Consider the following 11,305-nt stretch of genomic DNA (forward strand, 5'->3'; position numbering starts at 1 on the left):
CTAGGGCCGCGCGACAACCCAGCGAACCGGCTCTTCACCGGCTGCGCTTTCGAGCGCCTCGTTGGCGGTCCACAACAGCCACGGGCGCTTGCTGTAGGTCGGTTCGAACCGGGTCCCGGTGACCCACAGGTTGCGCTCGATCCGGGCGGCAATCGGGTGCCGCTGCTCGAAGTCCTTGCCCAGCATCAGGATCACCGGCTTGCCCGCGTGCATTTCGATCTGGTTGATGAGGGTCATCAGCTCGCTTGCCACTGCTGCATCGGGCACTTCGCCGCCACAGGCATCCACCGTGCGTTCCAGTGCGATCGCGGGTGGCAGCATCCCGGTCCCGCGCGGCACCAGGGTGACGAAGTTGGCCGACTGCCCGCCGGCCATCGCGCAAGGGTCGAACCGGTGGACCGCCCCGACCTGGAGCCCGGCTTCGCGCGCTGCGGCCAGATTGCGGGCGAACCGGCGATCCTGCCCTGCCGCGCCGTCGCTCGCCTCGAGGTAGGCAAAACCCGCCCCCAGCGCGGCCGCCGTGCGGAAGCTGACCGCGCCTTCGCCCTCGCCCACCAGAATGCCCTGGTCCGGAAATGCGGCCTCGGCCGGGGTCCAGTGGGTTACGTGCCACCACAGCCAGGCACCGCCGGCCAGTGCCAGCAGAACCAGCAGCGCCAGCGCACGCGCACCCCAGCCTGATCCCTTGCGTTTGCGACCCATGAAATTCCCGCCCGGGCTGCTTTGCCCGCCCTTCCGTCAACCCTTGATGTGCAGCACGCAGATCAGCGTGAACAGCCGCCGCGCCGTGGCAAAATCGGTCTCGACCTTGCCCTCCAGCCGCTCGAGCAGGAGCTCGGCCGCTTCGTTGTGAATGCCGCGGCGGGCCATGTCGATCGTTTCGATCTCGGCCGGGGTGGCCTTGCGGATCGCCTGGTAATAACTGTCGCAGATGGCAAAATATTCGCGGATCGGGCGGCGGAACCGGGCGAGGCCGAGCAGGAGCATCTCGAGCGGATTGTCAGCCTCGTCGCGGATATCGAGCGCCAGCCGCCCGTCCTGCACGGCCAGCCGCAACCGGTAGGGGCCATTGTGGCCCGCTTCGGCAGCGCGGCACGGCTTGAAGGTGTTTTCCTCGATCAGGTCGAAGATCGCCACGCGACGCTCCTGCTCGACATCGGCATTGCGCCACAGGATCGTATCCTCGTCGAGCGCGATGTGGCTGATACGCCAGGAGGAGAGCGGAGCGGTCATGCCACCTGCCTTTCGCAGAAGCGCAGGGGGCGGGGCAAGTGTTTCGATGGTCATCCCCGATATCCACAAGTGTCCTGCGGCAATCATGCACCGGGGGGACCTTGCGATGCGCGTTTGCTGCGCCCACAAGGCTGCCCATGGCCGACAATGACCTCATGATCCGCACCGAATCAGGCCTCAAGCCGGTCAGCTCCGTGGCGCCCGGCCGCAGCCTGCCGGCCAATATCGAGGCCGAGGCGGCTTTTCTCGGTGCGGTCCTGATCGACAATTCGGTGATCGAGGAACTGCCGATCGCGTTGCGCCCGGATCATTTTTTCGAACCCCTGCACCAGCGGATCTATGAGCGGGTCCTGACCCTGATTGACCGAAATGCCGTGGTCACCCCGGTTACGCTCAAGCCCTATTTCGACAGCGACGAGACCATGCGCGAGCTGGGCGGCATTACCTATCTCGCCCGGTTGACGGCGGATGGCCACGGCCTCCTCGCCCCGCGCGAACTGGCCCAGCAGATCTACGACCTGGCCTTGCTGCGCCAGCTGATCACCGTGGGCCGCGACCTGGTAGAGGGCGCGCTCGATACCTCGCAGGAGGTCTCGCCCAAGGAGCGGATCGAACAGGCCGAGGCCGAACTCTACCGGGTGGCCGAAGGCGCCACGACCAGCAGCGAAGCGCAAAGCTTCAAGGACGCGTCCTTCGGGGCCTTGAAGCTGGTCGAGGCGGCGCTCAATTCCGGCGGCCGGTTTTCGGGCAAGACCACCGGTCTGGATGCGATCAACGAGAAAACCTCGGGCCTGCACAATTCTGACCTGATCATCCTGGCGGGGCGCCCCGGGATGGGCAAGACCTCGCTCGCCACCAACATCGCCTTCAACGCCGCGGCCCGCCTGATGCATGACCGGCGGGCGGGAATCGAGAATTCGCCCGGTGCGGCGGTGGCGTTCTTCAGCCTGGAAATGAGCGCGGACCAGCTCGCCACCCGTATCCTGTCGGAGCAGGCAGAGATCTCCAGCGAAGCGCTGCGGTCGGGCGATATTGACAGGGCGCGTTTCCAGAAGCTCTCCTTCGTCAGCCAGGAACTGGCCGAGCTGCCGCTCTACATCGACGATACGCCGGCCCTGACGATTGCCGGCCTGCGCGCCCGGGCCCGGCGGCTCAAGCGGCGGCACGATATCGGCATGGTGGTGGTCGATTACCTGCAGCTGCTGCAGGGTTCGGGCCGGGCCAACGACAACCGGGTCAACGAGATTTCCGAAATCAGCCGCGGCCTCAAAACGCTGGCCAAGGAACTGCACGTGCCGGTGATTGCGCTGTCACAGCTCAGCCGTGCGGTCGAAAGCCGCGAAGACAAGCGGCCCCAGCTGTCAGACCTGCGCGAATCGGGCTCGATCGAGCAGGACGCCGACATGGTCTGGTTCATTTTCCGGGCCGAGTATTATCACAACTCGCTCAAGCCCGACACGCCCGACGCGACCAGCTCGCCCGAAGTGCGCGAAAAGTATGACGCGTGGGAGCAGCACCACCTGGAGCTGGTGGGCAAGGCAACCCTGATCATCGCCAAGCAGCGGCACGGGTCGACCGGCAATGTCCCGCTGCACTTCCAGAGCGAGTTCACCAAGTTCAGCTCGCCCGAGCGGCGCGATTATTCGGACTTCGAATAGGTCCTGCGCCCCTAGAGCCCCAGGTTCAGCCGCCGGCTGACAGTGTAGTCGACCACCGTCACCAGGAACCATGACAGGCCCCAGCGCAGCCGGTTCCATAGGGTGGCCCGGCGGCGATGTTCGGCCAGCACGATCTCTTCCGACCAGGGCAGATGCCCAGCCACGAAGCCGCGCATCCGCTCGGCCAGGACAGCATCGTCAATCCGGATCATCAGTTCCAGGTTGAGGAACAGGCTGCGCATGTCGAAGTTGGAGCTGCCGAGATAGGTCACATCATCGATCACGATCAGTTTGGTGTGCAGCTTGCACGGGGCGAATTCCCAGATCCGTACCTTGCGCTTGAGCAGGTAGGTGTAGAGTGAGCGCGTTGCGCCGACCGTGGCCGGATTGTCGCTCTTGCCCGCCAGCACCAGTCTGGCCTCGCCCGTCCGCCCGATCCGCGCGATCCGCCGCAGCAGGCCGGCCGAGGGCGAGAAATAGGCCATGACCATGTCGACCCGCGATCCCTGGCGCAGGTCATGCCCGACGTGCCGGGCCCAGCCTGACAGCCCTTCGGTTGGCCCGCCGATCAGCAGCTTCGCCGGACCATCGCCCGGCTCCCACCGGCGGACCTGCCGCCGGATGGCCAGCAGTTGCTGCCGGGGATGGGACAGCCATTGTTCCAGCGCGCCGTACCAGCGCACCAGATCGGTCACCAGCGAGCCTTCGATGCCGATCCCCAGGTCGCGCCAGCCGTCAGTCTCGGGCGGGTCGAAATAGCCGTGCTCGATGTTGAAGCCACCGATCAGCGCCCGCACGCCATCGGCAATTGCCATCTTCTGGTGATTGCGGATCAGGTAGCGCCGCCCGAAGCGCGGGGTGAAGACGTGGTACTGCCCGCCGGCTGCCTTGAATGCGGCAAAGAAGGGGGAATCTTCGTCTGCCGCCGCGCCGAACCCGTCGACGATGAGACGGGTATCGACCCCGCGCTCGACCGCCGCGACCAGCGCATCGCGCACCCGCAGCCCGGCTTCGTCCTCGACAAAGATGTAATAGCACAGCCGCAGGGACTCGCGGGCGCCCGCGATCAGGGCGAGCAGGGCATCTAGCCGGTCTTTCCCGGCAGGATAGAACGTCAGCGCCTGCCCCTGTGCGGAAACCGCAAAGGGTTCCTCATCGCGGAAAGCTGCGGCTGGCTCCGCCGCAGCGGGCGTCAGATGCGGAGGGTGCTCGCCGGTCATCGCGACCTGCCTAGACGAGATTTGCGGTGAGGGGCAATTTCTTGACTCTTTACCCGCTGCTGCCTATGGGGCTTCCTTTCCCGAAACCACTTGTTCTGCTGGAGTGCCCGATGGCGCGCGTTACCGTCGAAGATTGTGTCGACAAGGTTCCCAACCGTTTTGATCTCGTTCTGCTGGCTGCCCAGCGTGCGCGCGAGATTTCCGGCGGTGCCGAACTGACCATCGATCGTGACCGGGACAAGAACCCGGTCGTGGCGCTGCGCGAAATCGCCGAACAGACCATTGGTCCGCGCGACCTCTACGAATCGGCCGTGGTCAACCTGCAGAAGATCCTGCCGGACGACGAGGACGAAGCGGATGAAATCGGCTCGCTCAGCCAGTCGGCCGAAGCGCTGCGGATCACCGCTGCGGCACCGGCCCGGTCCAACTCGCTCGGGGTCGATTACGACGGCTGAGCCTGTTTTCCTGGCAAAGTGTGAAAGGCCGCCTTCGGGCGGCCTTTTTCGTTTGGCTTGCGCGCAGCTCCATTCCGGCTGACAGTACCGGCCTGCCCACGAAGCGGGCTGACGGCGCGGCGTGATGGCTTGGAGGACTGGGCAGATGGCAGTGATTGCGGTCTACAGCGTGAAAGGCGGGGTGGGGAAAACCACGCTGGCGGCAAACCTGGCCTGGTGCAGCGCTGAGCTTGATCGCCAGCGCACCTTGCTGTGGGATCTCGACGCCGCGGGCGGAGCCGCTTTCCTGACCGGGCTGGATCCGGCCGGCAAGAAGCGGGCGGGCGGGGTGTTCGCCCGTGACCGCGATCCGGCCAGCGTGATCCGCACCACGGCTTACCCGCTGCTCGATGTCCTGCCCGCAGACGACAGCCTGTGGGCGCTGGACCGCCAGCTCACCAGCATCGGCAAGAAGCGCCGCCTGGCCAAGCTGGCGGAGGAACTGGGCCAGACCTACCCCCGGATCGTGCTCGATTGCCCGCCGGTACTCAACGAAGTGAGCGCGCAGGTGCTGCGCGCGGCCGATCTGGTGGTGGTACCGCTGCCGCCTTCGCCGTTGTCGAGCAGGGCCTTCGAACTGGTTGCCGAAGCGGTCCGGGAGATGGGCAAGGGGCATCCGCCGATGCTGCCGGTGCTGTCGATGGTGGACCGCAGGCGGGCCCTGCACCGGGCGGCGATGGAAGCGAACCCGGGCTGGCCGGTCATCCCCTGGTCGAGCGCGATCGAGCAATGTGCGGTCAGGCGCGCGCCGGTGGGGGTGTTTGCCCGGTCGTCGCCGGGCGCGCGTTGCATCGCCGCGCTGTGGCAGGGAATCGAGCGCAAGCTGGCGGGCAAATAGCCGCTATCGCGGGGGCAAAGAATGCCTCTATACAAGCCGTTACAGGTTCCACGGGGGCGGGCAATGAGCGGGCTGGGTGACGGGATCGGCACGGCAATCGAAGGCGGCTTGCTTGGCCGCGCGGTCGAGCCCGGGGCGGGCGAAGGACAGGAGCAGGCGGGGTCGGCCACGGTCTGCGCCAACTGCGGCACCGGCTTCACCGGCAAGTTCTGCCCCGAATGCGGCCAGAAAGCGCACATCCACCGCAGCCTGGCGGCGATCGGGCATGACATCATGCATGGCGTGCTCCACCTCGATGGCAAGCTGTGGAACACCCTGCCGCTGCTGGCCTTCAAGCCGGGCAAGCTGACCCGCCGCTATGTCGACGGGGAGCGGGCGAAGTTCGTCAGCCCGATGGCCATGTTCCTGTTCACCGTGTTTGCGATGTTTGCGGTGTTCCAGATGGTCGGGGTGACGGCGCCAACGGATTTCAGCGAAGGAATGATCGAAGGCTTTACCGACAATTCCGTTGTGGAGAAGAGAATCCAGGAACAGATCACCGCGCTGGAACAGGAACGCGACGGCCTGCCGGAGGGTGCCCCGAGACGGGAAGAGATCGATAGCGAGGTAGAAGCACTCACCGGTGTGCTCGATGCTGCTGCCAGCGCGCCAGCGGGCATCGATACGAGCAACATCAAGGTCACCGGCATCGGCTTTCTCGATGAGGGCATCATCGGGAAATGGAAGTCCAACCCCGGCCTGATGCTCTACAAGCTCCAGACCAATGCCTACAAGTTCAGCTGGCTGCTGATCCCGCTGTCGATCCCGTTCGTGTGGCTGCTGTTTGCCTGGCGGCGCCAGTTCAAAGCCTATGATCACGCGGTGTTCGTGACCTATTCACTGGCTTTCATGTCGCTGCTGTTCATTGCGATGTCGCTGCTGGGCGTGATCCCGGGCGGCTGGGGCAATGGCATTGCGGCCATCCTGCTGACAATCGGGGCGCCGCTGCACCTCTACAAGCAGCTGCGCCATGCCTATGGCCTGACCCGGTTTTCGGCCCTGTGGCGGTTCTTCGCCCTGCTAATATTCATTAACCTGGTGATCGTGCTGTTCCTGCAGACACTGCTGGTGCTGGGCGCGTTCTGACGCCCAAGCAAAAGGGCGCCCGGATCGCTCCGGACGCCCTTCAAATCAGGATCAGGTCGATCAGGCCCCGAGCGGCGCTTCGTCACCCTTGGGTCCGCCGAATTTGCGGCCTGCCTTGGGGATGGCCGAGCCCGCGACCGGGCGCAGGACCGGCTTCTGCGGCTCGCTCGGACGGTCAATCTTGCCGTCGTCGAGCAGCTGCTTGATCTCGTCCCCGGTCAGGGTCTCGTATTCGAGCAGGGCCTGGGCCAGCAGGTGGAGCTTGTCCTCCTGGGTGGTCAGGATCTGCGTTGCACGGGCATGGGCCCCTTCGACCAGGCTCTTGATCTCGCTGTCGATCAGCTTGTTGGTCTCGTCCGAACCCATGGTCCGCATCGATTGGCCCATGCCGAGGTAGCCTTCGTTCTGCTCCTCGTACTGGAGCGGCCCGAGCTTTTCCGACATGCCCCACTTGGTCACCATGTTGCGGGCGAGCTTGGTGGCATACTGGATGTCGCTGCTGGCGCCGGAGCTGACCTTGGAGTGGCCGAAGATCAGCTCTTCCGCCACACGGCCGCCCATGGCCACGGCAAGGTCGGCGTGCATCTTGTCACGGTGGTAGGAGTAGTTGTCCCGCTCCGGCAGGCGCATGACCATGCCCAGCGCACGGCCGCGCGGGATGATGGTGGCCTTGTGGATCGGGTCGCTCGCATCCTCGTTCATGCCGACCAGAGCGTGGCCTGCCTCGTGGTAGGCGGTCATCTTCTTTTCGTCATCGGTCATGACCATCGAGCGCCGCTCGGTGCCCATCATGACCTTGTCCTTGGCGTCCTCGAACTCCTGCATCGCGACCAGCCGCTTGTTGCGGCGGGCAGCCAGCAGGGCCGCCTCGTTGACGAGGTTGGCGAGGTCCGCGCCGGAGAAGCCCGGGGTGCCGCGCGCGATCGTGCGCGGGTTCACGTCGGGCGCCAGCGGCACCTTCTTCATGTGCACGCCGAGGATCTTCTCGCGCCCATCGATGTCGGGGATCGGCACCACCACCTGGCGGTCGAACCGGCCCGGGCGCAGCAGCGCCGGGTCGAGCACGTCGGGGCGGTTGGTCGCCGCGATAATGATGATGCCTTCGTTGGCTTCAAAGCCGTCCATCTCGACCAGCAGCTGGTTGAGGGTCTGCTCGCGCTCGTCGTTCGAATTGCCGAGGCCATGCCCGCGGCTGCGGCCGACCGCGTCGATTTCGTCGATGAAGACGATGCACGGCGCGTTCTTCTTGGCCTGTTCGAACATGTCGCGCACGCGGCTGGCGCCGACGCCGACGAACATTTCGACGAAGTCGGAACCGGAAATGGTGAAGAACGGCACGCCCGCCTCACCCGCGATGGCGCGGGCGAGCAGGGTCTTGCCGGTGCCGGGGCTGCCGACCAGCAGCGCGCCCTTGGGAATCTGGCCGCCCAGCTTGGAGAAGCGGCTGGGATCGCGCAGGAACTCGACGATTTCCTCCAGCTCCTCGCGCGCTTCATCAATCCCGGCGACATCGTCAAAGGTCACCCGGCCCTGTTTTTCGGTCAGCATCTTGGCCTTGGACTTGCCGAAGCCCATTGCCCCGCCAGCGCCGCCGCCCTTCTGCACCTGGCGCAGGGCGAAGAAGGCGATGCCGAGGATCAGGATGAAGGGGAGCGACTGGACCAGGATTGCCAGCCAGATGTTCATCCGCTCGGGCGCGGTGCCGGAATAATCGACCCCGTTCTCGTCAAGCAGCTCGGTGAGGCGGGTGTCGGTGGCGACCGGCGTGGTGGTGAACGGCTCGCCGTTCTTGAGCGTGCCGGTGATCCGGTCAGGCGCAATGGCCACGTCCTTGACCAGGCCCTGTTCGACCTGGCTGCGGAAAGCGGAATAACCGATCTCGGTGCCTGCCGACTGGCCGGCACCGCCGAACATGGAGATCATCATGACCAGGGCAAGAAACACCCCGCCCCAGATCATCAGGCTGCGAATCCACGGGTTGGGGCCTTCGGGGCCCTGCTGGTTCGGGTCGCGGCTCTCGCTCATTGCACGGGTTCCTTTCGTCTGCCCCAATGTAGGCACAGCGGAGTGAATGGCAAGTTGATGCCGCGGGGCGCGGATCAGCCAATATTCCGATGACGGTTATCGGGAATAGGCCCGCAGGAACACGTCGACCGCCCCGGCGATCCGCGCCTGCTCGCGCGCCGCGTCGGGAATGGCTCCGAACCGCCGTTCCAGATCGCCCATGCCCTTGCAAAGCGAGGCAAATTGTTCGGCCGCCAGCTCCGGATCGGGAATGTCGAGCTCGCCGCCGGCATGGGCGTGGGTCAGCAGCGCAGCAAAGGCCGCCTTCATCCGGCGAGGCCCGTTGTCGAGGAAAGCTATGCCGATTTCGGGTTCATGCTCCGTCTCGGCGGCAATCCGCCGTTCGAACTGGATCATTTCGGGGCGGGAGAGGAAGGCGACCATGGCGGTGCCGATGGTGAGCAGGCGATCCCGCAGGTCCGCGCCGCTGTCGGCCTCGATGGCGAAGTGGCCGCGCATCCGCTCGCACTCGCGCCCGACAGCGGCGGCCAGCAAGGTCCGCTTGTCCCCGAAGTGGTTGTAGACGGTGACCTTGGAGACGCCGGCCCGGGCGGCGATGCCTTCGATGGTGCTGGCGGCATAGCCGATCTCGAAAAACGAATCGGTCGCTGCCGCGATGATCGCGTCATGCTTGGCCGGATCGACCGGCCGCCCCGCCTTTCGTTTTCTTACGGTTGACAATCTGAACGGCCCCGTTCAATAAAACGCTAGCGTTCACTAATGCGCTGATGTTGATGTTCCCGCAACCCTCTCGAAGCGCGAAAGGTTCCCCCGCCTGTGCTCTGGATCGCCATCCGCATGCTGACCGGGGACCGGACCAAGTTCTTCGGGCTGCTGTTCGGGATCGGATTTTCCACCCTGCTGATCACCCAGCAGCTGACCATCTTCGTCAACTTGATCCAGCGCGGGGCCAGCGGCGTCTACAACGTCGCCGAAGCGCAGGTCTGGGTGATGGACCCGGTCAGCCGCACGACCGATGTGGCCTATGCCATGCCCGCCACCGCGCTGGAGCGGGTGCGCGGGGTGCCCGGGGTCGAATGGGCGGTGCCGCACCTGCGCGCCAACGCGTCTGTCCGCACTGAAACCGGCGATCTGGAGGGGGTCGGCATCATCGGGGTCGATGATGCCACGCTGATCGGCCTGCCCCGCCGGATGATCGAAGGCAGCCATGAAGTGCTGGCCCGCCCCGACAGCGTGATCATCGACGACGTCGGCACCACCAACATGTTCCCTGACCAGCCGAGCCCGCTGGGCGAGATGCTGGAATTGAATGACCAGCGCGCCGTGATCCGGGGGGTGGCGGACGCGACCCCCAGCTTCACCAGCACCGTGGTGCTCTACACCCGCTATTCGCAGGCGCTGCGTTACGTGCCGGGAACCCGCAACCGGCTGAGCTTCGTCCTGGTCGGCGCAGCCGACGGCGTCAGCGCCGACACCCTTGCGGCGCGGATAACCGAGCAGACCGGCCTGCGCGCCCGGACGCGGGATGAATTTGCCCAGGACGGGGTCGACTTCATCATCGAGAACACCGGCATTCCCTTCAACTTCGGGATTACCGTATTGCTCGGCTTCATTGTCGGGGTGGCCATCGTCGGCCTGACCTTCAGCTTGTTCATCCGCGACAACATCAAGCAGTTCGGTGCGCTGAAGGCGATCGGCGTGACCAACCGCAAGCTGATCGGCATGGTTGCCGCCCAGGCCGGGATGGTGGGCGCGATCGGCTATGCCCTGGGGCTGGTCGGCACCGTCCTGTTCATCTCGGGCTTCGGCAGCAACCCCACCTTCAAAGGCTTCTACCTGCCATGGCAAATCCCGCTGTTCTCGCTGGTGGGTGTGGCCCTGATCCTGGCCATGACCGGCTGGATGGCGATGCGCAGCGTGCTCAAGGCCGAACCGGCGGCGGTGTTCCGGTGAGCCCCGTGCGTTCTGCAAGCCCCGCGGTAGACACAACTGCTATCGGCGGGTGCAGCCCGGAATCCGCGATCTGCACCCGGGGGGTGACGCGCGAGTTTCCGGCCGGGCAGGGCACGATCACCGTGCTGCACGGGATCGACCTCGATGTGCGGGCGGGGGAAATGACCTACCTTGTCGGCGAAAGCGGCTCGGGCAAGACCACGCTGATCTCGATCATGTGCGGCATCCTGTGGCCTACCGCAGGCCAGGTGCGGGTGTTCGGGACCGATATCTATGCCCTCACCGACACCCAGCTGGTCGAGTTCCGCCTCGCCAACATCGGCTTCATCTTCCAGCAGTACAACCTCATCCCCAGCATCGATGCCGCGGCCAATGCCGCGGTGCCGCTGATTGCGCGCGGGATGCCGGTGCACGAGGCGCGCGAACACGCGATTGCGATGCTCGAAAAGCTCAACATCGGCGATCAGGCCGCCAAGTTGCCGCGCCAGCTTTCCGGCGGCCAGCAGCAGCGGGTGGCGATTGCCCGCGCGCTGGTCCATGCGCCCCGGCTGGTGGTGTGTGACGAGCCGACCGCAGCGCTCGATGCCCGCTCCGGCCGCCGGGTGATGGATCTGCTGCGCGAAGTGGCCGTGGCGGACGATCGCTCGGTCATCATCGTCACCCACGACAACCGCATTTTCGATCTCGCTGACCGCATCCTCGTGCTGGAGGACGGGCGTATTACCCATGACGGCAAGACCATGCCGGAGGATCACTGAC

Annotated in this window: 11 protein-coding genes; 6 read left to right on the plus strand and 5 right to left on the minus strand. The window is 65.5% G+C overall.

Annotated features, from left to right (window positions below):
- Both U4960_RS02390 and U4960_RS02395 read right to left on the minus strand, forming a co-directional pair.
- Positions 1-702 (minus strand): glycoside hydrolase family 25 protein, encoded by a 702-nt coding sequence (locus U4960_RS02390; RefSeq protein WP_324262015.1) that lies wholly within the window; start codon positions 700-702, stop codon positions 1-3.
- Between the two features lie 36 nt (positions 703-738).
- Positions 739-1,233, minus strand: coding sequence for a UPF0262 family protein (locus U4960_RS02395; protein WP_324262016.1), 495 nt, complete (start codon positions 1,231-1,233; stop codon positions 739-741).
- A gap of 137 nt (positions 1,234-1,370) precedes the next feature.
- Between U4960_RS02395 and U4960_RS02400 the strand changes: the two genes are divergently transcribed.
- Positions 1,371-2,891, plus strand: coding sequence for a replicative DNA helicase (locus U4960_RS02400; RefSeq protein ID WP_324262017.1), 1,521 nt, complete (start codon positions 1,371-1,373; stop codon positions 2,889-2,891).
- 11 nt (positions 2,892-2,902) lie between these two features.
- Here the strand turns inward: U4960_RS02400 and U4960_RS02405 are convergent, their stop codons facing one another.
- On the minus strand, positions 2,903-4,111 hold the full coding sequence (locus tag U4960_RS02405; protein ID WP_324262018.1) for a phospholipase D-like domain-containing protein: 1,209 nt from the start codon (positions 4,109-4,111) through the stop codon (positions 2,903-2,905).
- Positions 4,112-4,221: 110 nt separating this feature from the next.
- Here U4960_RS02405 and rpoZ point away from each other — a divergent pair, with 110 nt between their 5' ends.
- From rpoZ to U4960_RS02420, 3 genes are all read left to right on the plus strand, one after another.
- Positions 4,222-4,566, plus strand: a complete 345-nt coding sequence (rpoZ, locus tag U4960_RS02410) for a DNA-directed RNA polymerase subunit omega (RefSeq protein ID WP_324262019.1) — start codon at positions 4,222-4,224, stop codon at positions 4,564-4,566.
- Positions 4,567-4,711: 145 nt separating this feature from the next.
- The gene (locus U4960_RS02415; protein WP_324262020.1) at positions 4,712-5,443 is read left to right on the plus strand and encodes a ParA family protein; all 732 of its coding nucleotides are present in this window, start codon (positions 4,712-4,714) and stop codon (positions 5,441-5,443) included.
- A gap of 63 nt (positions 5,444-5,506) precedes the next feature.
- A complete protein-coding gene (locus U4960_RS02420; protein ID WP_324262021.1) occupies positions 5,507-6,568 on the plus strand; it encodes a DUF3667 domain-containing protein in 1,062 nt (353 codons plus the stop codon).
- A gap of 60 nt (positions 6,569-6,628) precedes the next feature.
- On the opposite strand, the gene ftsH is transcribed toward U4960_RS02420, so the two are convergent.
- Both ftsH and U4960_RS02430 read right to left on the minus strand, forming a co-directional pair.
- Positions 6,629-8,593: an ATP-dependent zinc metalloprotease FtsH gene (gene ftsH / locus U4960_RS02425; RefSeq protein WP_324262022.1), complete on the minus strand. Its 1,965-nt coding sequence runs from the start codon at positions 8,591-8,593 to the stop codon at positions 6,629-6,631.
- A 96-nt stretch (positions 8,594-8,689) separates the two neighbouring features.
- Positions 8,690-9,313, minus strand: a complete 624-nt coding sequence (locus U4960_RS02430) for a TetR/AcrR family transcriptional regulator (RefSeq protein WP_324262023.1) — start codon at positions 9,311-9,313, stop codon at positions 8,690-8,692.
- 96 nt (positions 9,314-9,409) lie between these two features.
- Between U4960_RS02430 and U4960_RS02435 the strand changes: the two genes are divergently transcribed.
- Together U4960_RS02435 and U4960_RS02440 are read left to right on the plus strand one after the other, a co-directional pair.
- The gene (locus U4960_RS02435) at positions 9,410-10,546 is read left to right on the plus strand and encodes an ABC transporter permease (RefSeq protein WP_324262024.1); all 1,137 of its coding nucleotides are present in this window, start codon (positions 9,410-9,412) and stop codon (positions 10,544-10,546) included.
- Between the two features lie 83 nt (positions 10,547-10,629).
- On the plus strand, positions 10,630-11,304 hold the full coding sequence (locus U4960_RS02440; protein ID WP_324262025.1) for an ABC transporter ATP-binding protein: 675 nt from the start codon (positions 10,630-10,632) through the stop codon (positions 11,302-11,304).
- Position 11,305 lies beyond the last annotated feature (1 nt).

It is taken from the genome of Altererythrobacter sp. H2 (assembly GCF_035319885.1).
Classification (GTDB): Bacteria; Pseudomonadota; Alphaproteobacteria; order Sphingomonadales; family Sphingomonadaceae; genus 34-65-8.

Bases quoted from the DNA above. Each gene is read 5' to 3' on its own strand.
- rpoZ (WP_324262019.1), top strand. From the start codon at position 4,222: ATGGCGCGCGTTACCGTCGAAGATTGTGTCGACAAGGTTCCCAACCGT.
- U4960_RS02400 (WP_324262017.1), top strand. From the start codon at position 1,371: ATGGCCGACAATGACCTCATGATCCGCACCGAATCAGGCCTCAAGCCG.
- U4960_RS02405 (WP_324262018.1), bottom strand. From the start codon at position 4,111: ATGACCGGCGAGCACCCTCCGCATCTGACGCCCGCTGCGGCGGAGCCA.
- ftsH (WP_324262022.1), bottom strand. From the start codon at position 8,593: ATGAGCGAGAGCCGCGACCCGAACCAGCAGGGCCCCGAAGGCCCCAAC.
- U4960_RS02390 (WP_324262015.1), bottom strand. From the start codon at position 702: ATGGGTCGCAAACGCAAGGGATCAGGCTGGGGTGCGCGTGCGCTGGCG.
- U4960_RS02395 (WP_324262016.1), bottom strand. From the start codon at position 1,233: ATGACCGCTCCGCTCTCCTCCTGGCGTATCAGCCACATCGCGCTCGAC.
- U4960_RS02420 (WP_324262021.1), top strand. From the start codon at position 5,507: ATGAGCGGGCTGGGTGACGGGATCGGCACGGCAATCGAAGGCGGCTTG.
- U4960_RS02415 (WP_324262020.1), top strand. From the start codon at position 4,712: ATGGCAGTGATTGCGGTCTACAGCGTGAAAGGCGGGGTGGGGAAAACC.